At 35.2% G+C, this 26,057-nt stretch carries 31 protein-coding genes; 29 read left to right on the top strand and 2 right to left on the bottom strand.

The window, feature by feature from the left end:
* The first annotated feature begins 16 nt into the window (after window positions 1–16).
* The 20 genes from flgK to V7S50_RS03755 all read left to right on the top strand — a co-directional run bounded on the left by flgK (window position 17) and on the right by V7S50_RS03755 (window position 17,779).
* The gene (flgK, locus tag V7S50_RS03850; RefSeq protein ID WP_242251274.1) at window positions 17–1,315 is read left to right on the top strand and encodes a flagellar hook-associated protein FlgK; all 1,299 of its coding nucleotides are present in this window, start codon (window positions 17–19) and stop codon (window positions 1,313–1,315) included.
* A 41-nt stretch (window positions 1,316–1,356) separates the two neighbouring features.
* Window positions 1,357–2,220: a flagellar hook-associated protein 3 gene (locus V7S50_RS03845; protein WP_098199310.1), complete on the top strand. Its 864-nt coding sequence runs from the start codon at window positions 1,357–1,359 to the stop codon at window positions 2,218–2,220.
* Window positions 2,221–2,239: 19 nt separating this feature from the next.
* Complete coding sequence (locus tag V7S50_RS03840; RefSeq protein WP_242251275.1) at window positions 2,240–3,628, top strand: flagellar hook-associated protein 2; 1,389 nt, start codon at window positions 2,240–2,242, stop codon at window positions 3,626–3,628.
* Between the two features lie 22 nt (window positions 3,629–3,650).
* Complete coding sequence (locus tag V7S50_RS03835; RefSeq protein WP_242251276.1) at window positions 3,651–4,019, top strand: flagellar export chaperone FliS; 369 nt, start codon at window positions 3,651–3,653, stop codon at window positions 4,017–4,019.
* Window positions 4,009–4,281, top strand: a complete 273-nt coding sequence (locus V7S50_RS03830; protein ID WP_242251278.1) for a flagellar biosynthesis protein FlgG — start codon at window positions 4,009–4,011, stop codon at window positions 4,279–4,281. The genes V7S50_RS03835 and V7S50_RS03830 overlap by 11 nt, the downstream gene beginning before the upstream one ends.
* A gap of 369 nt (window positions 4,282–4,650) precedes the next feature.
* Window positions 4,651–5,058, top strand: coding sequence for a flagellar basal body rod protein FlgB (gene flgB / locus V7S50_RS03825; RefSeq protein WP_242251280.1), 408 nt, complete (start codon window positions 4,651–4,653; stop codon window positions 5,056–5,058).
* Between the two features lie 20 nt (window positions 5,059–5,078).
* Complete coding sequence (gene flgC / locus V7S50_RS03820; protein ID WP_242251281.1) at window positions 5,079–5,492, top strand: flagellar basal body rod protein FlgC; 414 nt, start codon at window positions 5,079–5,081, stop codon at window positions 5,490–5,492.
* Window positions 5,493–5,508: 16 nt separating this feature from the next.
* On the top strand, window positions 5,509–5,808 hold the full coding sequence (gene fliE, locus V7S50_RS03815) for a flagellar hook-basal body complex protein FliE (protein ID WP_000701682.1): 300 nt from the start codon (window positions 5,509–5,511) through the stop codon (window positions 5,806–5,808).
* Between the two features lie 22 nt (window positions 5,809–5,830).
* Window positions 5,831–7,405, top strand: coding sequence for a flagellar M-ring protein FliF (locus V7S50_RS03810; protein ID WP_242251282.1), 1,575 nt, complete (start codon window positions 5,831–5,833; stop codon window positions 7,403–7,405).
* Window positions 7,406–7,418: 13 nt separating this feature from the next.
* On the top strand, window positions 7,419–8,423 hold the full coding sequence (locus V7S50_RS03805; protein WP_000883361.1) for a flagellar motor switch protein FliG: 1,005 nt from the start codon (window positions 7,419–7,421) through the stop codon (window positions 8,421–8,423).
* Entirely contained in the window at window positions 8,410–9,096 is a 687-nt protein-coding gene (locus V7S50_RS03800) for a FliH/SctL family protein (protein WP_242251283.1), read from the top strand. The genes V7S50_RS03805 and V7S50_RS03800 overlap by 14 nt, the downstream gene beginning before the upstream one ends.
* Window positions 9,093–10,397 (top strand): flagellar protein export ATPase FliI, encoded by a 1,305-nt coding sequence (fliI, locus tag V7S50_RS03795; RefSeq protein ID WP_242251284.1) that lies wholly within the window; start codon window positions 9,093–9,095, stop codon window positions 10,395–10,397. The genes V7S50_RS03800 and fliI overlap by 4 nt, the downstream gene beginning before the upstream one ends.
* Before the next feature lie 116 nt (window positions 10,398–10,513).
* Window positions 10,514–10,924, top strand: a complete 411-nt coding sequence (locus tag V7S50_RS03790; protein WP_242251285.1) for a cytoplasmic protein — start codon at window positions 10,514–10,516, stop codon at window positions 10,922–10,924.
* A gap of 10 nt (window positions 10,925–10,934) precedes the next feature.
* Entirely contained in the window at window positions 10,935–12,041 is a 1,107-nt protein-coding gene (locus V7S50_RS03785) for a flagellar hook-length control protein FliK (protein WP_242251286.1), read from the top strand.
* Between the two features lie 3 nt (window positions 12,042–12,044).
* Entirely contained in the window at window positions 12,045–12,617 is a 573-nt protein-coding gene (locus V7S50_RS03780) for a flagellar hook assembly protein FlgD (RefSeq protein ID WP_001143481.1), read from the top strand.
* A 21-nt stretch (window positions 12,618–12,638) separates the two neighbouring features.
* Window positions 12,639–13,952, top strand: a complete 1,314-nt coding sequence (flgE, locus tag V7S50_RS03775) for a flagellar hook protein FlgE (protein ID WP_147808374.1) — start codon at window positions 12,639–12,641, stop codon at window positions 13,950–13,952.
* Window positions 13,953–14,001: 49 nt separating this feature from the next.
* Window positions 14,002–14,337: a DUF3964 family protein gene (locus V7S50_RS03770; RefSeq protein ID WP_000198173.1), complete on the top strand. Its 336-nt coding sequence runs from the start codon at window positions 14,002–14,004 to the stop codon at window positions 14,335–14,337.
* A gap of 318 nt (window positions 14,338–14,655) precedes the next feature.
* On the top strand, window positions 14,656–15,141 hold the full coding sequence (locus tag V7S50_RS03765) for a hypothetical protein (RefSeq protein ID WP_042874817.1): 486 nt from the start codon (window positions 14,656–14,658) through the stop codon (window positions 15,139–15,141).
* 120 nt (window positions 15,142–15,261) lie between these two features.
* On the top strand, window positions 15,262–16,170 hold the full coding sequence (locus V7S50_RS03760; RefSeq protein WP_000075958.1) for a chemotaxis protein: 909 nt from the start codon (window positions 15,262–15,264) through the stop codon (window positions 16,168–16,170).
* 661 nt (window positions 16,171–16,831) lie between these two features.
* Window positions 16,832–17,779 (top strand): DNA-binding domain-containing protein, encoded by a 948-nt coding sequence (locus V7S50_RS03755; RefSeq protein WP_242251909.1) that lies wholly within the window; start codon window positions 16,832–16,834, stop codon window positions 17,777–17,779.
* Between the two features lie 94 nt (window positions 17,780–17,873).
* Here V7S50_RS03755 and V7S50_RS03750 read toward each other — a convergent pair whose 3' ends face one another.
* Together V7S50_RS03750 and V7S50_RS03745 are read right to left on the bottom strand one after the other, a co-directional pair.
* Window positions 17,874–18,674 carry a flagellin N-terminal helical domain-containing protein gene (locus V7S50_RS03750; RefSeq protein ID WP_242251287.1) on the bottom strand — a complete coding sequence of 267 codons (801 nt, stop codon included), beginning with the start codon at window positions 18,672–18,674 and terminating at the stop codon, window positions 17,874–17,876.
* Window positions 18,675–18,912: 238 nt separating this feature from the next.
* A complete protein-coding gene (locus V7S50_RS03745; protein WP_242251288.1) occupies window positions 18,913–20,112 on the bottom strand; it encodes a flagellin N-terminal helical domain-containing protein in 1,200 nt (399 codons plus the stop codon).
* Window positions 20,113–20,368: 256 nt separating this feature from the next.
* Here V7S50_RS03745 and V7S50_RS03740 point away from each other — a divergent pair, with 256 nt between their 5' ends.
* The 9 genes from V7S50_RS03740 (at window position 20,369) to flhB (ending at window position 26,043) form a co-directional block, all read left to right on the top strand.
* Window positions 20,369–21,154: a lytic transglycosylase domain-containing protein gene (locus tag V7S50_RS03740; RefSeq protein WP_242251289.1), complete on the top strand. Its 786-nt coding sequence runs from the start codon at window positions 20,369–20,371 to the stop codon at window positions 21,152–21,154.
* A 62-nt stretch (window positions 21,155–21,216) separates the two neighbouring features.
* Entirely contained in the window at window positions 21,217–21,441 is a 225-nt protein-coding gene (locus tag V7S50_RS03735) for a flagellar motor switch protein FliN (protein WP_000775712.1), read from the top strand.
* Between the two features lie 14 nt (window positions 21,442–21,455).
* Entirely contained in the window at window positions 21,456–22,442 is a 987-nt protein-coding gene (gene fliM, locus V7S50_RS03730; RefSeq protein WP_242251290.1) for a flagellar motor switch protein FliM, read from the top strand.
* 10 nt (window positions 22,443–22,452) lie between these two features.
* Window positions 22,453–22,812, top strand: a complete 360-nt coding sequence (fliN, locus tag V7S50_RS03725; protein WP_120340510.1) for a flagellar motor switch protein FliN — start codon at window positions 22,453–22,455, stop codon at window positions 22,810–22,812.
* A gap of 12 nt (window positions 22,813–22,824) precedes the next feature.
* On the top strand, window positions 22,825–23,145 hold the full coding sequence (locus V7S50_RS03720) for a hypothetical protein (RefSeq protein WP_000121176.1): 321 nt from the start codon (window positions 22,825–22,827) through the stop codon (window positions 23,143–23,145).
* Window positions 23,142–23,900: a flagellar type III secretion system pore protein FliP gene (locus tag V7S50_RS03715; protein ID WP_001220586.1), complete on the top strand. Its 759-nt coding sequence runs from the start codon at window positions 23,142–23,144 to the stop codon at window positions 23,898–23,900. The genes V7S50_RS03720 and V7S50_RS03715 overlap by 4 nt, the downstream gene beginning before the upstream one ends.
* A 33-nt stretch (window positions 23,901–23,933) precedes the next feature.
* Window positions 23,934–24,209, top strand: a complete 276-nt coding sequence (locus tag V7S50_RS03710) for a flagellar biosynthetic protein FliQ (RefSeq protein ID WP_001098085.1) — start codon at window positions 23,934–23,936, stop codon at window positions 24,207–24,209.
* A 15-nt stretch (window positions 24,210–24,224) separates the two neighbouring features.
* Window positions 24,225–24,986, top strand: a complete 762-nt coding sequence (locus V7S50_RS03705; protein ID WP_001055718.1) for a flagellar biosynthetic protein FliR — start codon at window positions 24,225–24,227, stop codon at window positions 24,984–24,986.
* 10 nt (window positions 24,987–24,996) lie between these two features.
* Complete coding sequence (flhB, locus tag V7S50_RS03700; RefSeq protein ID WP_001040116.1) at window positions 24,997–26,043, top strand: flagellar type III secretion system protein FlhB; 1,047 nt, start codon at window positions 24,997–24,999, stop codon at window positions 26,041–26,043.
* Window positions 26,044–26,057: the final 14 nt, after the last annotated feature.

Here is a 26,057-nt window from a genome sequence, read left to right as displayed (position 1 = left end):
GGGGAAGTGAAAGATTATGAGATTATCTGATTATAATACGCCGCTATCGGGTTTGTTAGCGGCACAAATGGGATTACAAACGACGAAACAAAATTTATCAAACATTCATACGCCTGGTTATGTGCGTCAAATGGTGAATTACGGATCGGCTGGAGCAAGTCAGGGCTATTCACCGGAACAAAAAATAGGTTACGGTGTACAAACGTTAGGTGTTGACCGTATTACAGATGAAGTGAAGACGAAACAGTTTAACGATCAATTATCCCAACTCTCATACTATAACTACATGAATTCGACTTTATCACGTGTAGAATCTATGGTTGGAACGACAGGAAAGAATTCATTATCTAGTTTAATGGATGGCTTCTTTAATGCCTTTCGTGAAGTCGCAAAAAATCCAGAACAACCAAATTACTACGATACATTAATTTCTGAAACTGGGAAGTTTACAAGTCAAGTAAATCGTCTAGCGAAAGGCTTAGATACAGCAGAAGCACAAACGACAGAAGATATTGAAGCGCATGTCAATGAATTTAATCGTCTTGCTGGTAGTTTAGCGGAAGCGAATAAAAAAATTGGACAAGCAGGTACACAAGTGCCGAATCAACTTTTAGATGAACGTGATCGTATCATTACAGAAATGTCTAAGTATGCAAATATAGAAGTGTCTTATGAATCTATGAATTCTAATATCGCGAGTGTTAGAATGAATGGTGTTTTAACAGTAAATGGACAAGATACATATCCACTTCAATTAAATAAAGAAAAAGAACCAATGACTGCTGAAATTTACGGTTCGGAAATTCCTTTAACTAGTGGAGCAATCCAATCAGCGATCGATACAAAAGCGAAGATTGCTAGTTATAAGAAAAACCTTGAAAAACTAATGAGTTCTGTAAAGAATGAAGTGAACACAGTAATGGGGAAAGAGTTCTTCGTTGGAGATCAAGCGAAAGATATGAAATTAAACCCTGAATTTGCAAAAGATGTTTCGAAAATGAAAATATCAGCTGAAACAGCAAATAAACTAGCAGCAATTACAGATGGGAATTATAAAGAAGGTCTTTCTTATAAACAAGCATTAGACCAATTCGTAGTTGGTGTTGCATCTGATAAAAGTGCAGTGAATGCTTATCAAAAAATTCATGGAGATTTATTAGAGGGGATTCAGCAAGAGAAGATGGGAGTTGAAGGCGTTAATATGGAAGAGGAAATGGTTAATTTAATGGCCTTCCAAAAATATTTCGTTGCAAACTCTAAAGCTATTACTACGATGAATGAAGTGTTTGATAGTCTATTTTCGATTATTCGATAAATGATAGTAATTGATTGGAAATATATAAGGAGGAGATAGAAATGAGAGTATCTACATTTCAAAATGCAAGCTGGGCAAAGAATCAGTTAATGGATTTGAATGTGCAACAGCAATACCACCGAAATCAAGTAACTTCAGGGAAGAAAAACCTTTTTATGAGTGAAGATCCACTTGCGGCAAGTAAATCATTTGCGATTCAACATTCATTGGCGAATATTGAACAAATGCAAAAAGATTTAGCGGATTCGAAAAATGTATTAACACAAACTGAAAATACTTTACAAGGTGTTTTTAAATCTTTAACAAGAGCAGATCAATTAATGTTACAGGCATTAAGTGAGCAAAATGGTGAAAAAGAATTGAAGGCCATCGGTGCAGAGATTGATCAAATTTTAAAACAAGTTGTATATTTAGCGAATACGAAAGAGCAAGGTCGTTATATCTTCGGTGGTGATAGTACAGAGAAACCACCATTTACAGAAGATGGTACGTATCAAGGTGGACAAAATGATGTGAACTGGCAACTAAATGACGGTTATGAATTAAAAGCATTTCGTAACGGTGAAGCGCTATTATCCCCTGTTATAAAAACGTTAAAACAGATGAGTGAAGCGATGCAAAAAGGTGACCAAAAAGCATTACAGCCTTTATTAGGAGAAAATAAGAAAAATTTAGATGGCATCATTAATCGTACAACTGAAGTTGGTTCGACAATGAACACAATGGAGACGTTTAAAACAATTTTAAGCGAGCAAAACTTAGCACTTCAAGAAAACCGTAAAGAAATTGAAGATGTTGACTTAGCGGTAGCGATTTCTGATTTAGCTTATATAAACGCAACGTATGAAGCTACGTTAAAAGCTGTTAGTACGATGAGTAAAACGAGTATTTTAGACTACATGTAATCTATAAGGAGTGAGAAATATGGCAGGAACATTAACGGGTATCGGTGGTAGACAACAAATATGGAACCTCGGAAATAATATGATCGATACATCTAACTTTGTAGAATTAGAAATGCAAGCGTTAGAAATGAGAAAGACGCCTTATGCTAATGAAAAGAACCAACTTTCACAAGATAAACTATTATATACAAGTTTAAAATCTGAATTTAGCTCTTTTACGCAAACTTTTAAAAACTTAGCAGCTTTTAAAGGAAATGAGAAAAAGGTAACAACATCACAAGACGGTTATATTAATGTAAAAGCTGATGGTGGTGCGATTGCTGGCACTTTCAATATGACAATTACACAGCTTGCACAGCGTCATCAAATAGCTTCTAATGAAATTAAAGATATAAATGCAAAACTTCCTAAAGATGAAACATTAAAACTAGGCGATAAAGAACTAAAAGTAACAACTGATATGACATATAAAGATTTAATTAACAAAATTAATGATGGAGATTATGGTGTATCAGCTTATACACTTGGAAATAAGATTTTCATGACCTCGAAAAAAGAAGGGGCAACGAATGAAATTAAATTAGAAAAGACACCGCCTAATGTACTTACAGAATTATTTTATTCGAAAGTGGAATCTACGACGGAAATGAAATTAAATACTATTAATGAAGCGTTGGATGCAAAATATACTATTAATGGTATTGATGGTACAAGTCCGAGCAATACCATTGAAACACTTCCAGGTGTGAAAATTGAATTATTGAAAGTAACTGAGCCGAAAGTAGAAGGAACACCAGATGCAGGTACAACAACAGAACCAAAAGCAAAAGGCATAGATCTAAAATTCACAGTAAGTGACTCAAACGTAACAGACGCATCAAATATTATTAAAAAGATGGTTGCAGATTATAATAAAGCTGTTTCTACCGTAGATATCTTTGCTGGTAAAGGTGGAGCCTTCCAAGGGCAAGCTATTATGCAAAGTGTGCGTCAAGCTATGAACAATGTTGTAACATTTTCACAAGATGGTAATTACTTATTCACATTTGGTATTCAATTAAAACAAGATGGAACGATGGAAGTTAATGACGAAGCATTAACGAAAGCGTTAAAAGAAAAACCGGATGCAGCGAAGCAATTTTTCTTTAGTTCTAACGGTTTAGGAAAAATGATGGAAGAACCACTTGATAAGTTATTTGGTGATAAAGGTGTAGTTGGAGAACGAGTAAAAAACATTGATTCACGTGTAAGTGATTTAGATAAAAAGATTAAAGATATTGAGACGCAAAACTTGCAAAAGCAAGATGAAATTGTGAAGAAGTATCAAAAGCTAGAGAGTACATTAGCGGCGCTTGATAGCCAATTAAAAACAATTAAAGCAATGACAAAACAAAAAAGTGATGATTAATGATAGTTGAGGAAGTGATCGTATGCAAGCATGGCAACGCTATATGCAAAATGATATTATGACGAGTAATCCAATTAAAAATACAATTTTTATTTATGAAAGATGCATTGTAGAGTTTCGTAATTTAGAAGAACTGTTACATACTTTTAAACTACAAGAAGGAGATGCGCTTCTTGAAAAGTTAGAACGTATTTTTGAAGAATTAAAACTTCAATTAAATCCTGAGATTACGAAAGATTTATATGATAGTTTATATAGCTTATACGATTGGATTAGCATTCAAATTCAAACGATGAAAGTAACGCGTGAAGCAAAAGACATGGATGCGATTGTGAAAGTGTTACAAGATTTAATAGATGGTTACCGCGGAGCACTTGAAAATGAACAATGATATTTATCGGACGTTTGTTGGCTGTTTTAATGAAATCGGTGAATTACAAGTGTCAGATGGAGAGTTTGCTGAGAAGAGTGAGATGTTAAATCGTTGGATGATGACATTGGATGAAGAAACGCGTGCACAAGTTGCAACAGAAGTAAGCCCATTCATTATTAAGGCGGCGCAGCATATTCGAGATAAGCAAAAGATTTTAGAAGAAATGATTATGACAAATGATGGGCGCATGAAAGCTAATTCATTTTACGGTAAATTTTAGTGATAGAGTTTAGAAACGGATTCCCCTTTTAAGAGGGGATCCATTCCTTTGTTTAAATAAAGACTTCCGCTGATTGAGGTTTCATTTTATGACTGTAATGAAAAAACAGTAGTAATCTAAATAATGTGAAAATGGACTTTAGTGTGTAGATTATATATTGAAATGTTTCATAGATTATTGCGTGTATACAGTTTTTTTGTATTCTTTTTTATATTTTTGTATTTTTCTAAAGACAACAATGGAAAAATGGAATAAAATATGTAAGGGTACATGATTGTTAATATTTTAATAAATACATATAAGAAAATAAATAATGAAGTGAAACTTCCATCAGTGGATCATTAAGTTAAAAAAGAAAGGGTGTGGAATATGCCAGATTTAGTGAGTGATGTAGGCCATTATATGAATTATTTAGTGACGAAACGAAATACTGTTTCTAGTAATATTGCAAATGCGAATACACCCGGCTATAAAGCACAAGATGTAGCATTTGCTGAGCAAATGAATAAAAGTAGTGCATTATATAAGAACAATGTTGCAGACTTAAAGAGCAATCCAGATTTATATCAAACGAATGAAATGCACTTACCGACAGTAAATATGAAAAATACATATGCAAAGATTCAAACAAAATCAATGCAAACGAATAAAGATGGAAATAGTGTGGATGTAACGACAGAAATGCTAGATTTAATGAAAGCAAATCAGTTATACGGTATTTCAATTAACGCGATTAATACACAATATGCAATTAACCAAGCGGCACGCGGACGTTAAAAGTAGAAGGAGAGACAATGATGTTTCAGGCAATTAATGCAAGTGGCTCAGGACTAACGACAGCGAGAAAGTGGATGGAAGTTACTTCTAACAATATTGTAAATGCAAATACAACGGCTGCTCCGGGGGCAGATTTATATGAGCGTCGCAGTGTAGTGCTAGAATCAAACAATAGTTTTGCAAATATGTTAGATGGGTCTCCTACTAATGGGGTGAAAATAAAAAGTATTGAAGCAGATAAAACTGAGAACTTAGTGTATGACCCAACACATCCGCATGCAAATGAAGAAGGATATGTACGTTATCCAAATATGGATGTGACTGCTGAAATGACGAATGTAATGGTTGCCCAAAAAATGTACGAAGCGAATACAAGTGTATTAAATGCGAATAAAAAAATGCTTGATAAAGATTTAGAAATCGGCCGAGGATAAGGGGGAATATAGTAATATGAAAATCCAACCAATGCTAAATACGCAACCATTTGGAGCAATTCAGTCAATTGGTGCACCGAAAACTTCTCAAACATCTGTAGTTGAAGGGAAAAAGTTTATTGATTTATTGGAAGATATGAATCAAACGCAAAACAATGCGCAAACAGCAGTATATGATTTACTAACTAAAGGGGTAGGAGAAACGCATGACGTTTTAATTCAGCAGAAGAAGGCTGAATCTCAAATGAAAACGGCTGCTCTCGTACGTGATAATCTTATTGAAAATTATAAGTCACTAATTAATATGCAAATTTAGGAAAGTGGACGGGTGTGTTTAAATGGAAAAGATGAAAAATGTTATCCAATCGTTAAAAACGTGGCATAAGTTAGTAATCGGTGCTGCGCTTTTAGCGATTGTAACAGGAGCACTTTTATACTTCACCTTGCCAGATAAATATGTTGTTGTATATCAAAATTTAAATGATGCAGATAAGCAAGAGATTACAGCAGAATTATCAAAGTTAGGTGTCGATTATCAGTTAGCGGCCGATGGATCGATTCGTGTGCAAAAAAATGATGCTCCATGGGTTCGAAAAGAAATGAATGGGATGGGCTTACCGTTTAATTCTAAAAGCGGTGAGGAAATTTTATTAGAAAGCTCGCTCGGTTCAAGTGAGCAAGATAAAAAAATGAAACAAATTGTCGGTACGAAAAAGCAATTGGAACAAGATATTGTAAGAAACTTTGCGACAGTTGAAACGGCGAATGTTCAAATTACATTACCTGAAAAAGAGACAATTTTTGATGAAGAGAAAGCAAAGGGGACAGCGGCGATTACGCTTGGAGTGAAGCGTGGTCAATTATTAACGGCTGATCAAGTTGCGGGTATACAGCAAATGATTAGTGCGGCAGTTCCTGGTGTAAAAGCCGAAGAAGTGAGTGTTATAGATAGTAAAAAAGGTGTTATCTCAAAAGGGGCAGATGAAGCACATTCTAGTAGTTCCTCTTCTTATGAGAAAGAAGTAGAGATGCAACACCAAATTGAAGGTAAATTAAAGCAAGATATCGATGCAACGTTAATGACGATGTTTAAGCCAAATGAATATAAAGTGAATACGAAAGTCTCTGTAAACTACGACGAAGTTACACGTCAGTCAGAAAAGTATGGTGATAAAGGTGTACTTCGTAGTAAACAAGAGCAAGAAGAAAGCTCTACTGCACAAGAAGGAGCAGAGACGAAACAAGGCGCTGGTATTACAGCGAACGGTGAAGTACCAAACTACGGTACGAACAATAATCAAAATGGTAAAATCGTCTATGATAATAAAAATGGTAACAAAATTGAAAACTATGAAATAGATAAAACAGTTGAAACAATTAAGAAACACCCAGAATTAACGAAAACAAATGTTGTAGTATGGGTAGACAACGATACGTTAGTAAAACGAAAAATAGATATGACTACTTTCAAAGAAGCAATCGGCACAGCTGCTGGGCTTCAAGTTGATCCGAATGGAAACTTTACAAACGGTCAAGTTAACGTTGTAACTGTTCAGTTTGATCAGCCGAAAGAAGAGAAGAAGAAAGAACCAGAAGAAAGCGGTATAAACTGGTGGTTATTCGGTGGAATTCCAGCTGGTTTATTAGCAATTGGTGGTCTAGTATGGTTCTTATTAGCAAGACGTAAGAGAAAGAAAGAAGAAGAGGAATATGAAGAATACTTAGCAGAAGAGGAAATTGCTGCAAGTAATGAAAGTATCATGGAAATTCCTGAAGAAAAAATAGTACCAGAGCCAAAACCAGAACCAGAAGAACCGAAAGAACCAACGTTAGATGAACAAGTGCATGATGCTACGAAAGAACATGTAGAAGGAACTGCAAAAGTAATTAAAAAATGGTTAAATGGACAGTAAGGGAGGAACAACGATGTTAGATGAAATCTCCTCCAAAGAAAAAGCTGCCATCCTTATTCGTACATTAGAAGAAGGGGTGGCAGCAAAAGTCATTGAATATATGACGGCTGAGGAAAAAGAAGTATTACTTCGTGAAATCGCGAAGTTTCGTGTATATAAACCGGAAACGTTAGAAAATGTACTAGGGGAGTTCTTGTATGAATTAAATGTAAAAGAATTAAACCTAGTGACTCCAGATAAAGAATATATTCGTCGCATATTTAAAAATATGCCAGAAGATGAACTAGAAAAATTATTGGAAGATCTTTGGTATAACAAAGATAATCCGTTTGAATTCTTAAATTCACTTACAGATTTAGAACCACTTCTTACTGTACTTAATGATGAATCGCCACAAACGATTGCAATTATCGCTTCTTATATTAAACCGCAGCTTGCTTCTCAATTAATTGAGAGATTACCAGATCATAAGCGAGTAGAAACGGTAATGGGGATTGCGAAGCTAGAGCAAGTAGATGGTGAATTAATAAATCAAATTGGGGATTTATTAAAATCAAAATTAAATAATATGGCATTTAATGCAATTAATAAAACAGATGGCTTGAAAACAATAGTAAACATTTTAAATAACGTTTCACGAGGTGTTGAAAAAACAGTCTTTCAAAAGCTGGATGAAATGGATTATGAGTTATCTGAGAAAATTAAAGAAAACATGTTTGTATTTGAAGACTTACTTGGACTTGAAGATCTTGCACTTCGTCGTGTGTTAGAGGAAATTACAGATAATGGTGTTATTGCGAAAGCACTTAAAATTGCAAAAGAAGAGATTAAAGAGAAATTATTTACATGTATGTCTTCAAACCGTAAAGAGATGATTCTAGAAGAATTAGATGGCTTAGGACCGCTTAAGATGACGGATGCTGAGAAAGCACAGCAAACGATTACAGGCACAGTGAAAAAGCTAGAGAAGGAAGGAAGAATTATCGTTCAAAGAGGTGAAGATGATGTCCTTATTTAAAAACAGAATTCCGAAGAATTCTGTTTCTTTTTCTGAAGAAACGTATGAATTACAATTTCCAAAACCAATACCAGTTCAAGTAGAAGAAGAAATACAGGTGGACCATGAAGAGCTCCTTGCACAGCAACAATCATTACATATTGAGCTGAATCAACTAAGGCAAGAACAACAAATATTAGAACGAGAGCGTCAGCAGTTATTACATGATCAAGAACAATTTCAAATGCATGTTCAGCAGCAGATGAAAGAGATAGAATCCGCACGTATACAGTTTCAAAAGGAACAACAAGAAACAGCATACGAATGGACAGAATTATTATGGGATCAATCTTTTCAACTAGCAGAAAAAATTGTGAATCAAGCAGTAGATTCGCGCTTACTTGATGTGTTACCCATTTTAACTGGCATCGTTCAAACGTTGCCGACTTCGTTTGAAAAATTGGTCATTACCGTACATCCAGAAACATTTGAACGCATTCAAGAAGAGAAGGAAAATACGAAAGAATATTGGTTACTACAATTAGTAGAATGGAAATATGATTTCTCCTTACAGTTCGGTGAATTTGTTCTAGAAGAAGAGAAAGAGTTCTTTGAATTTAAGTTTGCACCTATATTTGCGAAACTTCGCCAGAAATGGGAAGAAGAGAAGTTATTTGAGGAGCAAAATGTATGAATCGACTGTTAATGAATGAAAACCAAAAGTGGAATACATTTATTGAAACCCCGTTTTATACGAAAGTCGGTAAAGTTCATAGTGTACAAGAACAGTTTTTCGTAGCGAAAGGGCCAAAGGCGAAAATTGGAGATGTTTGTTTCGTTGGAGAACATAATGTTTTATGTGAAGTGATTGCAATTGAAAAAGAAAACAATATGTTACTTCCGTTTGAACAGACAGAAAAAGTATGTTACGGAGATTCAGTTACACTAATTGCAGAAGATGTTGTTATACCTCGTGGTAATCATTTGCTCGGAAAAGTGTTAAGTGCAAATGGCGAAGTGTTAAACGAGAACACTGAAAACATTCCATTGCAAAAAATAAAACTAGATGCCCCGCCTATTCATGCATTTGAACGTGAAGAAATTACCGATGTATTTGAAACGGGAATCAAATCTATTGATTCCATGTTAACAATTGGCATCGGTCAAAAGATTGGTATTTTTGCTGGATCAGGTGTTGGTAAATCTACTTTACTCGGAATGATTGCTAAAAATGCAAAAGCTGATATAAACGTTATTAGTTTAGTGGGAGAGCGTGGCCGAGAAGTAAAGGACTTTATTCGAAAAGAATTGGGCGAGGAAGGTATGAAGAAAAGCGTCGTTGTTGTAGCGACGTCAGATGAAAGTCATCTTATGCAACTTCGTGCAGCTAAGCTTGCAACATCTATTGCTGAATATTTCCGAGACCAAGGCAATAACGTACTACTTATGATGGACTCTGTTACTCGTTTTGCTGATGCACGTAGAAGTGTTGATATTGCCGTTAAAGAGTTACCGATCGGTGGTAAAACACTCTTAATGGAAAGTTATATGAAGAAGCTGTTAGAGCGCTCCGGGAAAACGCAAAAGGGATCAATAACAGGTATCTATACCGTACTCGTTGATGGAGACGATTTAAACGGCCCTGTACCAGATTTAGCACGTGGTATTTTAGATGGACATATTGTATTAAAGCGTGAACTTGCAACGCTCAGTCATTACCCTGCCATTTCAGTGCTAGATTCAGTAAGTAGGATTATGGAAGAAATCGTGTCATCTAACCATTGGCAACTTGCAAATGAAATGAGAAAAATCTTATCTGTTTATAAAGAAAATGAATTGTATTTTAAATTAGGGACGATTCAAGAAAATGCAGAAAATGCTTATATTTTTAAATGTAAAAACAAAGTAGAAGGTATAAATACGTTTTTAAAACAAGGTCGATCTGATAGTTTCCAATTTGATGATATTGTTGAAGCGATGCACCATATCGTATAAGACCTCTGCCCAAGAGGTCTTATTTTTTTGTTTTTTAATATTTCACAGATTTTTTTGGAAAAAAACTATATAATAGAAAAAGAGAGCGTTATAATAGGAAGGGGCTATAAAAACAGGTGGATAAGCAGCAGTACGACACGATAAAGTTGCAAATAGATCAAGAAAAAGAACAGATTTTGAAAGAAGTGTATGAATTAATAGCTGAAAAAAGAAAAATAGAACAAAAAAAAGAATATGATTTATATGTAGTAAAATCGCGTAGTAAAGTCGTACAAACTGGGCAACGTATAATGGCAGGTATGCTTTCCTCACATACGTTTTCACCTGAAAGAATAGAAGAATGGAATCGGAAAATTAAAAAAACGGAAGATTTTATTCAAAAAAATGAAAGCCTTTTAGAACAAGTAAAAGAAAAAGAACGTGTCATTGATGAAATGTATCAAGAAGATTGTAAAAAGCTTGCGAAAGTACGAGAAAAGCAGGAAGAAAAAATGCTTCTTGATTTGAAAATGTGTATGAATGGATGAGGTGAATATAGTGATACAGTCTGTATTACCGGTGCAACAAAGTTTACCTCCGCAAAAAGAAAAAGGGCTAGAAGTACAATCAAAAAGTGAAGATTCTTCATTCGATCGTACGATGAGAATGGAAAATAAAAAGCAGCCGAAAACGGAGAAAATGAAACAAGAAGAAGCACCAAAAGAAGAAAATATTCTTTCTAAACAATCAGTAACGAAAGAAGAGCCAATTGTAAAGAAAGAAGAAAAAAAAGAGACAGAACAGTTGTTATTAGCTGTATCTGAGCAAATGGTTGCAATTGAGCAATTACGTGTGCAGCCAGAATTGTTATATCAATACATACAAAAAATACAAGAGCTATATAAGGAATATGGAAATATAAAACTTAACGAATTACCTGCAGCTGAATTACAACAGTTGCAAGAGTTTCTTTCAAATATGAATATCAAAAATGCTATATGTTTAGAAGATACAATGCAAATGGTATTAGATAAAGTGACGATGCCAGAGCAAACGATGCAAGTATTGAAAGTTGTAGAAACAGAAACTTGTAATATTGCAAAGAAACAAGAAGATTCCAAAGACTTAGATGTAGATCTTCCAAAAGCTGAGGGCGATGATGTAAAGATAGAGTTTCCTGAAGGTGATGTGTTAAACGATTCGAGTTCAACGGGTGCGGAGTTACTAAATAAAGCAACGAGTACCGACCAAGTAGGAAAATCCAATAGTGGCGCTGAGAAAGTTTCATTGCCTGACTTAGGAAAGAAAATGGAAGCACAAGTAGAAGCACTGCAAAAGTTTGTAGTGAAACAAGAACGTGTTTTGTTCCAGTTAAATCCAGAAAAACTTGGTACATTAACAGTGTTTATGAAAAAACATGGAGATCAAATTGATGTTCACGTAGAAATGGAAAAACATGATGCGAAAAAACGTGTTGAAATCATTTTTGATGAATTGAGACTGAAGTTAAAAGAAAAAGAAATCAATATTCAAATTAGCTATTCAGATAAAGATGAAAATCGAAAAGAACAGCGAGAACAAGAGCAAAGACAAAAACAAAAATTAGCAAGTACGAAACATGAAAAACAACATGCAAAAGAATTTGCGGGATTATTGGAGGAATAAAGTGTGCCAACAGTTGGATTAAATACAACGAGTACAAATCATATTCCGTTACAAGCAGGAGCACAAACAAAAAACGCATCTGTTACTGGTGCACAGTCGACAGCTCAACAAGCAAACGGAGTATCAGCAAGTACTCAAAAAACACCCGGTATTATGGATAAAGATGATTTCCTGAAACTTTTCTTAGCAAGCTTTCAACATCAAGACCCGTTTAATGCGATGGATATGAACCAAATGATGAACCAAACAGCACAGCTATCGCTTATGGAGCAAGTACAGAATATGACGAAAGCAGTAGATAAACTGCAATCAACGATGTATTCGACGGCTCTTGATGGAGGGATGAAGTTTTTAGGAAAGTACGTTAGAGGTGTAAGCAATAATGGAAAGCAAGTGACTGGTCAAGTGGAAACAGTTCGACTTGCTGAAAATAACGATGTGCAACTTATTGTTGATAATCAAGTTGTCTCACTTCGTTTCATAGAAAGGGTTTCTGATAAACCGATAACAGAAACTAATCCGGAAGATGAGAAGAAAGATGATATAGAAAAAAATGAAGAGGTTAAGCCAGATTAATAAAAGGAGTGTACAAAGGTTATGATTAAAGCGTTATATACAAGTATTACAGGGATGAATGCAGCACAAAATGCATTAAGTGTTACTTCAAATAATATTGCAAATGCACAAACAGTTGGATATAAAAAGCAAAAGGCTATTTTTGATGATTTGCTATATAATAATACGGTTGGTTCACGCGGTGATGGTGCCTATGCTGGTACGAATCCAAAGAGTATTGGTAACGGTGTAAAGTTCAGTGGCACATCTACAGATTTTAGTGATGGTTCTATTACTTTAACTAGTGATAAGATGGAGACAGCGATAGAAGGAAACGGTTTGTTTTTAGTTGGTGATCGTAATGCTGGAAATGTAGAGTATACGAGAAAAGGCTCTTTTAGTGTATCGAAAGATAGCTATGTTACAAATACAGGTGGACAGTATGTACTGGGTTATGGTGTAAAAACAGGAACACAAGAAGTAGATTTTTCTTCACGACCAAGCCCAATTCATATTCCAATGGGATCAGCTGTTGGTGGGATTCAAACAGATAAAGCGACAATAGGCGGAAACCTTCCTAGAAACCAAAATGCATTATCTCACGAATTCACAGTTTTTGATGCGGAAGGGAACTCGTTAACGTTGCGTGTAAATATTAAACAAAAGACTACAAAAGAGACTGTAGATGGTAAAGAAGTTGAAAAGCCAGTGCCAGGCGAATATACATATACAGTTTCTGTAAGGAATGATTCTAAAAACGAAAAAGAATTTAAGCCTGTCGAAGGTATGACGGGCGAAAAAAATCTTAAATTTGATACATTAGGAAATTTAAAGGAGACAGATGAGGCTGTACAAAAAGATCCAGTAACTGGTGAAATTACTAAAGGTGGATCTGTTCAAATTCCTTTTGGTGGTGGTTTAACACTTGATTTAAGCGGATTAACAAATTATCCGACAGGGAAAACTATTTCTACCACAGAAGTAACGGGGCGCCCAGCTGCAATTGCAAATGACTATTCTATTTCAGACGGTGGTTTCGTTATGATGAAATATTCGGATGGTAGTATGAAAGTTGTAGGACAACTAGCTGTAGCTACATTCCCGAATTCAGGTGGATTAATGAAAACTGGGAATGGAAATTATGTTGCGACACCATCAGCGGGTATTCCAGGGGTAGGTGTTGCTGGTGAGAATGGTGCAGGGAATGTACGAGGGTCAGCAAAAGAAAGTTCAAACGTAGATTTATCTGTAGAATTCGTTGATTTAATGCTTTATCAACGCGGCTTCCAAGGAAATGCGAAAGTAATTAAAGTGTCAGATGAAGTATTAAATGAAGTTGTAAACTTAATTCGATAATATATAATAAAGAAAATTTGTAATGTAGTAGAAAGGGTTTTCTATTCGTATGACAAGACAAGAACGAATTTTACAATTGCCTTTTTTCGAAAATAAACGTGAACTTGCAGAGCAAGTGTTAAAAATGGAACGAGAAGAGCATATATATTTACCGGATCAATTTGAAATTAAGCAAGTACCTGCATATTCATTTGGTGAAAAGCAATCGATCATTGGCCGTATTCATGAATTTTATTTCGTAAGTGTTGGTAGCGAAGGAGAATGGAAGTATCAACTGTTTAAGGACGAGATGAAATGCCGTGAGTTTTTTATTACACTATCAGGGATAACGGATCAGCAGATTGCATTTTGGTTCAATAACATCGAGTTATTGAAAAGCTCTTAAAAAGATCTAAAAAGACCTTAAAAGCTCTTTTTAGGGTTGAAGAGAGGACCTAGCGTTGTTTTGGAGCGGTTAGTGCCTAATAGGGCCGCGACTGGTGTGTAAGTACAGAGGTCTGGAGAGTTACTAGGGTAGTATAAGAAGAGGTAAGCGAAGTTTAGTGTGGATAAACAGTTATGATCCAGACGAGCTCCTATTTGTAAGAATAGAGCTATGGAGGCGTACGGAGATGGTTGGGGATGAGATAATCATTTCATAGTAGGCCAGTGCCTTCTGGATAGTATGTGACGATAGATTTTTATAAAAGGAGAGGTGAGGAGGATGGCGCAGAATAAGTATCGCGTTACATTCATTTCGCCAAGTGAGGTTGAGCAGCGGACTGTAATGGCGGCGAGTAGTTTGCCGGATTTAATTCGTAAAGTAGAGAGTATTATTGCAGATCCGAACGGTTACTTTGTAAATGATAAAAAAAATAATTGCTATTTTAAAGTGATTAAAGAAAATGTTACGTTTATTCAATATGAGTTACTATTTTCGGATAAGGAAATTCATATTGAAAAATTAAAACATATAGCACCATCTATATTAAAACAATTATTTAAAAAAATAAATGATCCAGAATTATATGCGCTTGCGCTACTTGATGTTGATATAGCGACGAAAGAATATGTGCTAGAAGAAATGGATTCGGAGCTAAGAATAAGAGTAGAAACGGAGCTTTCAAAAAAGTGGGAAGCAATGCCGACAGAAATTGTAGGAGCACAAGAAGTGTTATTAGAGGCACTTGCTTCGTTTATACAAGAGTAAGCGTCTTTTAAAATAAATCGTTCGACTATCTATATTTTTTATATAGGTAGTTGACTTTTTCTCTTTTATAAAGCTTAATAATTAGATATACGGAATTAATGGAAGGGGAGCGACACCTTTATGTCACAAGCACAAAGTATTTTATTAGAAAGCGGAACAAATGAATTAGAGATTGTTACATATACTGTCGGTGAAAACCTATTTAGTATTAATGTAATGAAAGTACGTGAAATCATTAATCCATTCCCTGTTACAACTGTGCCAGAATCGCATCATGCAGTTGAAGGTGTTGTTCAAGTACGTGGTGAAATTTTACCTGTTATTAACTTAGCGACAGCTCTTAATTTAAAATCGACAAAACCACTTGATCAAACGAAATTTATTATTTCAGAATTAAATCAAATGAAAGTTATTTTCCGTGTTGATGAAGTGCATCGTATTCAACGTATTTCGTGGGAACAAATTGATGAACCAGCTTCATTGTCTATGGGACTAGAAGAAACGACATCTGGTATTGTAAAGCTAGATGGACAAATCATTTTACTATTAGATTATGAGAAAATTGTATGCGAAATTAGCGGTACTGGTTATGACAATAAATCACTTGCAGGGTTAGAACAGAAAACAGATCGAGCTGAAAAAGTGATTTATATTGCAGAAGATTCAGCAATGCTTCGCCAAATATTAGAAGAAACATTATCATCAGCTGGATATACGAAAATGAACTTCTTCAGCAATGGTGCAGAAGCGTTAGCACAAATTGAAAAATTAGCGAAAGAGCAAGGTGAAAAAATGTTTGAACATATTCACTTGCTAATTACTGATATTGAAATGCCGAAAATGGACGGACATCATTTAACGAAAGTGGTTAAAGATAGTGAAGTAATGAATCGTTTACCGGTCATTATTTTCTCTTCATTAATTACAAATGAATTATTCCATAAAGGCGAAGCTGTAGGAGCAAATGCTCAAGTAAGTAAGCCAGATATTCAAGAGTTAATTGGTTTAGTTGATAAGTTAGTGCTGTAAAAAACGTTTTGAAAAGCTTTTTTTAGCTGGAATAGAAAGCTCTAACCATGCGTAGAGCGGTCAGTGCCAAATAGAGCCCTATGCGATGTGAGACCAGATATATGGAGTGGTTTTAGGTCAGTAGAAGAAAAGAGCCTTTAATTGAGGGTTTGAAGAACTGATATACAACTCTATTTTTTTAGTAGGGAGGAGGGAACTAGCCACGTATAAGTAGTACTGGCTAGTTCCTTTTTTGCATTCTATACTCTACTGTACAGGTAGAAAGATTAAACGTTTCTGGAGTGCTTGTGGCTGTATGAATAGTCTCTACTTCGAGATTTTCAATTCGTTTAATGAATAAATAGCGGGCTTGTTTATTTGAAAATATAAGAGAGCGTATTTTTGGAATATGCTAGTAAGGTTGCGTAGTAACGCAAATTTTTTCGGTGAAAAAATATTCAAAATACCATATAATATAATTAAATGTAATTAATATGCAATTTTACATATTAATAAAAAAACATTTTCCAAATTTTTATACTTTCTATACATTTTTGTATGTTTATTATTTGACAGATAATTTCGAACTGTTATAATATGGATATGTAAAAATTGCTATTTTCTTAAAAGACATGGGAGTCAGATGAGAATTGTGAAAGGATGAGGGGGAGTGGCACAGATTATGTATCACCACACAGCAATTAATGTATTAGGTCTTTTACAAAACATGTCAAATAATAAAATGAACGATATGCAACTAGAAGCGGAATTTAAAAAAATAGAAAAACAATTCCAAGTAAAATATGAAGAACTAGTTGATTTATATAATAGAATGGTATTATTTCAAATAGATATCGAAAAACATGGCGGGATGCGAGCATATGAAAAATCAGCGATTACATGGCTGAAGTCTGAGCTAGAGTTACTGTATGAAGTGTATCAATTTTCCCAACGTCACGGTTTAAACATTATTAATATTTCAAAATACGTTAGTAAAAAAGAACTAAATCTTTTTCCAAAAACAGAAAGTCAATTGCAAAATACGTATTACAAATTAAAAAAATGTGAAATACCGTTTGAAAATATTGAAAAACAAAAACCAGGACGAAAGCGAAAATATACACCTGTAAAAGAACCGATTGTTGAGATGAAAAAAGAAAACAAGCAAGAGTTAAGAGAAGAAGTTCAAAATACAGAGAGTGAAAAAAGCCTTGTAACAGTTATATCTGGTATTGTTGATAATTTTGAAACGATTAGCCAGTGTAGTGAAAGAAAAGAGCATGAACTACATCAGTTTATGGAAGGAATCTATAAGCTTTCTAGCATGGCTGCAGAGCGTTCAAAAGATGAAAAGAATGCTCGTGGTCTCGAAGGCGAATTACATGTATTACGAGCTGAAAATGAAAGGATCAAGCGAGAAAAGGAAGAGCTTGTTCATGATATAAAAGAAATGACGCATCATTTAATTCATTTCATTACGAGTTCTGATATCGATCAAATTCGCACATTGCCTTACTTCGTAAAAGAATGTAAACAAGATTTGCATAAATTAGGGTTATATAACGCACAAGACGGTAAAATGAAAATTATGGTTGATCGTAGTGGGCAGGTTATGACTGTAACGCAGTAATAAAATTTGGGTACAAAATAAAAGGGAGATACATAGTGTATATGTATTTCCCTTTTGTTTTGTATGGAATCGTTTCAAAAAAGGAAGATGATTTTTAAGATTGTAGTAGCTTGGAAACCATTTGCGGTATTTGATTTGCTTGTGAAACCATACTAAGGGCAACTTCAGTTAACAATTTAAACTTTAAAAAATCGCTCATTTCCTGCGCCATATCCGCATCTTCAATTCGAGAGTCAGCATCTGTTAGGGCCATACTTTGATTATTTAAATTTTCAATATTAAACTGTAAACGATTCATCATAGCCCCAAGATCAGCACGATGAAGTGATACATTTTGTAAAGCCTCTTCAATTTTACGAATGGCAGCTCTTGCTTCTTGTTCTGTTGAAATCTTGATGTCATGTTGTGTAGGGGAAGGGGAGATATGTTTTGTTACATTTACTGTATGACCAATATCATCTAACGTAACAGGCCGGTTTTGGCCGTCGAACACGGATAAATCATTAAACTCAGTCGTCTCACCGATATAGCCAATTTGCTCTGTTAAAGATTGAAACTCTTTATTTAACGAATCGCGGTTTTTATTTGAATTTGTATCGTTCGCAGACTGAACAGCTAAATCACGCATACGCTGTAAAATATTCGTCACAGTTTGAAGAGCAGCTTCCGCTGTCCGAAGCATCGATAGCGCATCCTCATTATTACGAATCGCCACACGCATACCACTCGCTCGTGCATGCATACGAGTCACAATTGCAATATTAGCTGGATTATCAGAAGCATGGTTTAACTTCTTACCAGTAGCCAAATGTTCCATTGCAACATTCATACGTTTTTCATTCTCATATAGAGATTGCCTAGCATTCATACTTAAAACATTCGTACCAATACGCATAATAGACACTCCTTATAGATTGATATAGTTAGTGTTCTAAAGATAATAAAAGGTCATGAAAAGATTAAAAGGCTTATGCTCATTTGCTGTTTGTGTTTTAACATAAGAGGGAATCAAGATCAGCACTGACCGTTTCTATGCACCGCAGATGCTCTCTTCCATCAAAAAAGGAAGTTTTTATAAAAAATAAACCTCTCCGCAAGCAGAGAGGTTTATTCATGAAACTAACTCAAATGGCTTATTGTAATAATTTAGAAACCATTTGAGGAGTTTGGTTTGCTTGAGAAAGCATGCTGATACCAGCTTCGTTCAAGATTTTGAACTTAGTCATTTCAGACATTTCTTTCGCCATGTCAGCGTCTTCTACTTGAGAAGCAGCAGATGCCATGCTAGATGCTTGGCTCTTAAGGTTGTTCACATTAAAGTCTAGACGGTTTAATGTAGCACCTAGAGTTGCACGATTGTCAGCAACTTTTGTAAGGGCAGCATCAATTGCTGCAATTGCATCAGATGCATTTGGTTTAACAGCAGCTTTAGTAATTTCTTTATCTGCTGCAGGCTTCATTGAATCTGCAAACGTTGTTCCGATAAGTTGAGCAGCAGATAGAGTTGGAGCATTTTCATCGAAAAGATCAATCTTACCTTGTACTGTTGTAATATCTGCATCACTCATTAAAGGTTGAATATTTTTAAATGCTTCTTTGAACTCTTTAACAGCATCCTTGATAGCATTATCTGAGCTACCTGTACCAGGCTGAGGTTGTCCATTATTATCTAAAGTAGGCCCTGTTAAATCTGCTAAAGCTTGTTTTGCGTTTGTAAATCTTTCAAGGTCGCCTTTTGCAGAAGCCATTTGTTCAGCAGTTATTTTAGAAGTTTCGTTTTTACCTGCAATTGGTGTTGTGCCACTAATTGTCAGTGTATTGATTTCTAGTGCTTTAGTAGAAGTATTGGATAAATTAATATTAATTTGTTTGCTAGTATCGGCATTATCTAACGTTTGAACTGCGATAGATTTGTTAGAACCATCAAGTAACTTTTTGTCATTAAACTCAGTATTTTTAGAGATATAATCAATTTGTTCTTTCAATGCGTTAAATTCTTTATCTAATGCTGCTTGGTTTTTATCTGTATTTGTGCCGTTTGCAGATTGGTTAGCAAGGTCACGCATACGAAGTAAGATGTTAGATACTGAGTTCATTGCTGAATCAGCTGTACGGATTAAAGAAATACCGTCTTGCGTGTTGTTAGCTGCAACACCTAATCCGCTTTCACGTGCACGCATACGAGTTGCAATTGCAAGACCTGCTGCATCGTCAGAAGCGTTGTTGATACGTTTACCGCTTGATAAACGGTCCATAGCAGTACTCATTTTAGCTTGGTTTTGGCGCATGTACTCTTGCGTACGCATGCTATTAATGTTTGTATTAATTCTCATGTTAAGAACCCCCATTTTTTTATATTGACTTTTCTGCAAATTGAAAAACGGTAATATGCGAAAAAATCAATTTCGAGATTTATTGTAATCCCTGTCATAGCGGGTGTCAACTAAAAATTCGAATTAATAAATATAAAAAAATAACAGTTTAACAATATATTCATTTTTTTATTACATAATTATTAAAAGGATTATTGCAAACTTTAAAAAAAAACTCTAATATTAGATTATCTTTGTTTACCGAAAAGGTGATATTATGATAGTTGGAAATATAGTAAAAGAAGTGCTTGCATATAAGAAAGGACAAATTCAGCAAAAGCTAAGTAGTCCACAAGCATTCGTTAGTAGTCGTTTTCAAGAGAAGTTGCAGAGTGAACCTGCGAATGAGACGAAGGGTACTACGCAGCCGGCAAAGGTAGAGGATATGAGTCAGCCGGTACAATCTACGAAAATAGAAACGGTCGTAAATAAACCGGACCAATCTATTAATAAAGTAGAGGAAGCGAGTAAGCCTGAAGAAAAGGCTGAAACGAAGAATGTAGATGAAGTACAAGTTGCACAAAAAGAGTTTGAACGACGTTTCCCAGAAACGAAAAATGAGGCTGCTGATACGTGGGAATTAACGAAGAAGTATAATATTCAAAAAATACGTTCTTCCAATGAGGGGAAGTATGAGGATATTATTGATAGAGTCAGTCGTACATATGGAATTCCGAAAACGTTAATTCAAAAAATGATTGAAGTAGAGTCTAATTTTAATCCGAAAACGGTGTCACATGCAGGTGCGATGGGTCTTATGCAGCTTATGCCAGCGAATGTGAAAGAGATGGGTATAAAAAATCCATTTTCACCAGCTGAAAGTATTGAGGGTGGTGTGAAAGAGTTAAGCGGTTATTTAAAGAAAAATAACGGCGACTTAGTATTGGCACTTGCTTCTTATAATGCTGGCCCTGGTAATGTGAGAAAGTACGGAGGCGTACCACCATTTAAAGAAACGCAAGGATATATTAAAAAAATATTAAATATCGACGTTTCAAAATAAGAAGTTTCATATATAGAGAGAACATGAAATTTTCGTGAACATGATATGGGAGTTGGCTAGATTTGAAATTACAAGATGATATTCCGTTAACAATTTATTTTGAAATCGGAAATACGAAAAAGAAAATTGAAGATTTGCTTCATATTACGAAAGGTACATTGTATCGTCTTGAAAATTCAACGAAAAATACGGTACGTCTTATGCTTGAGAATGAAGAGATTGGAACCGGAAAGATTTTGACGAAAAACGGGAAGATGTACGTTGAAATCGTTGAATTGAAAAGGTAGGGAAGGGGATTGTCATGAGTGGCGAAAAATTAAGCCAAGAGCAAATTGATGCCCTGCTGAAGGCGGTAAATGAAGGCGAGGAAATGCCAGCTTTCGCACAAGAAGCAGGAAAGCAAGATAAATTTCAAGAGTATGATTTTAATAGACCGGAGAAGTTCGGTGTTGAGCATTTACGTAGCTTGCAAGCAATTGCTTCTACATTTGGTAAACAGACGTCACAGACGTTGTCAGCACGTATGCGTATTCCGATTGAGCTAGAGCCTTCAACGGTTGAGCAAGTTCCATTTACGAGTGAGTATGTGGAGAAAATGCCGAAAGATTACTATTTATATTGCGTTATTGATCTTGGACTTCCAGAGCTTGGAGAAATTGTTATTGAGATTGATTTAGCTTTCGTTATTTATATTCATGAATGTTGGCTTGGCGGAGATAGTAAGCGTAACTTTACGATGCGCAGACCTCTTACTGCATTTGAGTTTTTAACACTGGATAATATTTTTATGCTCCTTTGCAAAAATTTAGAGCAATCATTTGAAAGCGTTGTTGCGATTGAACCAAAATTTGTAACGACAGAGACAGACCCGAATGCATTAAAGATTACGACAGCAAGCGATATCATTTCATTATTGAATGTAAATATGAAAACAGATTTTTGGAATACGACGGTGCGCATCGGAATTCCATTCTTATCTGTTGAAGAAATTATGGATAAGTTAACGTCTGAAAATATTGTCGAACATTCTTCGGATAAACGTAAGAAGTATACGTCTGAAGTGGAAGTGAAAGTAAATCAAGTGTACAAGCCTGTTCATGTTGCAATTGGTGAGCAAAAGATGACAATGGGCGAGATTGAACAAATTGAAGAAGGCGATATTATTCCGCTTCATACGAAAGTTTCGGATGAATTACTCGGTTATGTAGATGGAAAGCATAAATTTAATTGTTTTATTGGAAAAGATGGAACGCGTAAGGCGCTCTTATTTAAAAGTTTTGTAGAGTAGGAGGATCCATATGAAGCATGAAGTATCTCCTGTGTCATTAATGGGATTAGAAGAATTTGCAGGAAAGCGAAATGAAACAAGTAAAGCACATATTGATACCGTTTCAGATATTTCGATTGAACTTGGTGTAAAGCTTGGGAAATCATCTATTACGCTCGGTGATGTGAAGCAATTAAAAGTTGGCGATGTTCTTGAAGTAGAGAAAAATTTAGGACATAAAGTAGATGTATATTTAAGTAATATGAAAGTCGGCATTGGGGAAGCGATCGTAATGGACGAAAAGTTCGGTATTATCATTTCTGAAATTGAAGCTGACAAGAAGCAAGCCGCGCTTATGAAAGCGCAAAGTCAAATGCAAGATAAAGAGTAGAGGAGGAGTCATATGTCGTATATGACGACCTTATTTCAAGTCGTTTTACTGTTTGGTGCGCTCGGCTACGGTGCATACTATATGACGAAAAAGACGCGCAAGCAGCAGTTTTTTAAACAAGGTGAAAATGGCCACATTCAAGTGAAGGACGGCGTTTATTTAAATCATCAAACGAGCGCCTTTTTATTTGAAGTAGACGGCAAGCAAGTGTTCACTGTTATTAGTAATAACGGTGTACAATCAGTGCAATTAACAGGAACAGGAAATCAGTTTCAACAAGCGCTAGAAGACGCGGTGAAGAGTGAAACGAAAAAAGTAGAGGATCCATCATGAGAATAAAGAAACAGTTATCGTTATTAGCCGTTATTTTCGTATTTTCTATCGTTTTTTCAATTATTTTTGTAAATCCAGCGTATGCAGCCCAAAACGGTTTTATTAATTTCGAAAATGGAAAAGAGTTTACGAGTAATTCAAGTGTACAATTATTTGCGCTCGTTACCCTTTTATCATTATCTTCATCTATCGTTCTATTATTTACACATTTTACTTATTTTATGATCGTTCTTGGGATTACGCGTCAAGGACTTGGGGTAATGAATTTACCACCGAACCAAGTGCTCGTTGGACTTGCCCTATTTTTATCACTCTTTACGATGCAGCCTGTACTTGGGCAGCTAAAGAGCGATGTGTGGGATCCGATGACGAAAGAGAAAATAACAGTAAGTCAAGCTGCGGAAACGACAGCCCCGATTATGAAAGAGTATATGTCAAAGCATACGTATAAGCATGATTTAAAAATGATGCTGAAAGTACGCGGAGAAGAGTTACCGAAAGATTTAAAAGATCTTTCCTTATTTACGCTTGTACCATCCTTTACGTTAACGCAAATCCAAAAGGGATTATTAACAGGGATGTTCATTTATTTAGCGTTTGTATTTATAGATTTGATTATTAGTACACTGTTAATGTACCTCGGGATGATGATGGTACCACCGATGATTTTAAGTTTACCATTTAAAATACTCGTTTTCGTATATTTAGGTGGATATACAAAAATCGTCGACATTATGTTTAAAACGGTCGCCTGAAGCGTTTGATGCTATGTGATAGGAGTCATATAAATGAATACGTCACCAATTATAGATATTTTTCAAACCTTTTTTTATAAAGGGGTTATGATTTTAATGCCGGTTGCCGGCGTAAGTATGATTGTCGTTATTATTATCGCCGTCATTATGGCAATGATGCAAATTCAAGAGCAAACGCTGACGTTTTTACCGAAAATGGCGAGTATCGTGCTCGTTATTATCATTTTAGGTCCGTGGATGTTTCAAGAGTTAACGACGCTTATTTTAGATTTATTTGATAAAATTCCATCGCTATTGCGTTCGTACTAAGATAGGTGGACTGAAATGAATATGGAATTATGGGCGGCGACGTTTTTTGCGTTTTGCCGCATTACTTCATTTTTATATTTTTTACCGTTTTTCTCAGGTCGATCCATTCCAGCAATGGCGAAGGTTACAGTTGGACTTGCTCTTTCGATTACTGTTGCTGATCAAGTTGATGTCTCGCACATAAAGACAGTTTGGGACGTTGCAGCTTATGCAGGAACGCAAATTGTAATTGGATTATCACTTTCAAAAATTGTAGAAATGCTGTGGAACATTCCGAAAATGGCTGGGCATATTTTAGACTTTGATATCGGTTTATCACAGGCAAGTTTGTTTGATGTAAATGCAGGTTCACAGTCTACTTTACTATCAACCATTTTTGATATATTTTTTCTCATTATTTTTATTTCACTTGGCGGCATTAATTATTTCGTTGCCACGATTTTAAAGTCGTTTCAATATACAGAGGCGATTTCAAAATTGCTGACGACTAGTTTCTTAGATAGTCTACTCGCAACGTTATTATTTGCGATCACATCAGCGGTTGAAATTGCTCTTCCGCTAATGGGAAGTTTGTTCATCATTAACTTTGTTTTAATTTTAATCGCAAAAAACGCTCCGCAATTAAACGTTTTTATGAATGCATATGTAATTAAAATTACGTGTGGTATTTTGTTTATTGCGATGAGTGTACCGATGCTCGGTTATGTGTTTAAAAATATGACGGATGTATTACTTGAAGAATATACGAAACTATTTAACTTTTTCTTAACGAAGTAGGGGGACGCGCATGGCAAAGGATAATAAAACAGAAAAGGCCACCCCGCAGAAGCGTAAGAAATCGCGTGAAGAAGGGAATATTGCCCGGAGTAAAGATTTAAATAATTTATTTTCCATACTTGTATTAGCAGTTGTCGTTTACTTTTTCGGAGATTGGCTCGGTTATGAGATTGCCAATTCCGTCGCCGTGTTGTTTGATCAAATTGGAAAAAATACAGATTCAACCGAGTATTTTTATTTAATGGGGATTTTACTACTGAAAGTATCGGCTCCAATATTAATACTCGTATACGCTTTTCATTTATTTAATTATATGATTCAAGTCGGTTTCTTATTTTCTTCTAAAGTCATTAAGCCGAAAGCGTCACGTATTAATCCAAAAAACTATTTTACGAGATTGTTTAGTCGTAAAAGTTTAGTAGATATTTTGAAATCACTGTTTTATATGGGATTAATCGGTTACGTTGCTTACGTTCTCTTTAAAAAGAATTTAGAGAAAATCGTAAGTATGATTGGATTTAACTGGACTGCGTCACTTACTGAAATTATTAGGCAAATTAAATTTATTTTCTTAGCAATTTTAATTATTTTAATCGTTCTTTCTATTATTGATTTTATTTATCAAAAATGGGAGTATGAACAAGATATTAAGATGAAAAAAGAAGAAGTAAAACAAGAGCATAAAGATAATGAAGGAGACCCACAAGTAAAGGGGAAACGAAAAAACTTTATGCATGCGATTTTGCAAGGAACAATTGCGAAGAAGATGGATGGTGCAACGTTTATTGTAAACAACCCGACTCATATTTCGGTCGTACTTCGTTACAATAAACAAGTTGATGCAGCTCCAATTGTCGTTGCAAAAGGGGAAGATGAGCTCGCATTATATATACGAACGCTTGCCCGTGAACAAGAAATACCAATGGTGGAAAACCGTCCGCTTGCTCGTTCTTTATATTATCAAGTCGAGGAAGATGAGACGATTCCAGAAGATTTATACGTAGCTGTAATTGAAGTTATGCGCTATTTAATTCAAACGAATGAACTTGAAGTATAATAGCGCGGTTGGAG

Source organism: Bacillus sp. CCNWLW194, from assembly GCF_037120585.1.
Taxonomy (GTDB): Bacteria; Bacillota; Bacilli; order Bacillales; family Bacillaceae_G; genus Bacillus_A; species Bacillus_A basilensis.
The sequence above is the reverse complement of the archived record's forward strand: the minus strand, read 5'-3'. Positions and strand labels throughout refer to the sequence as shown.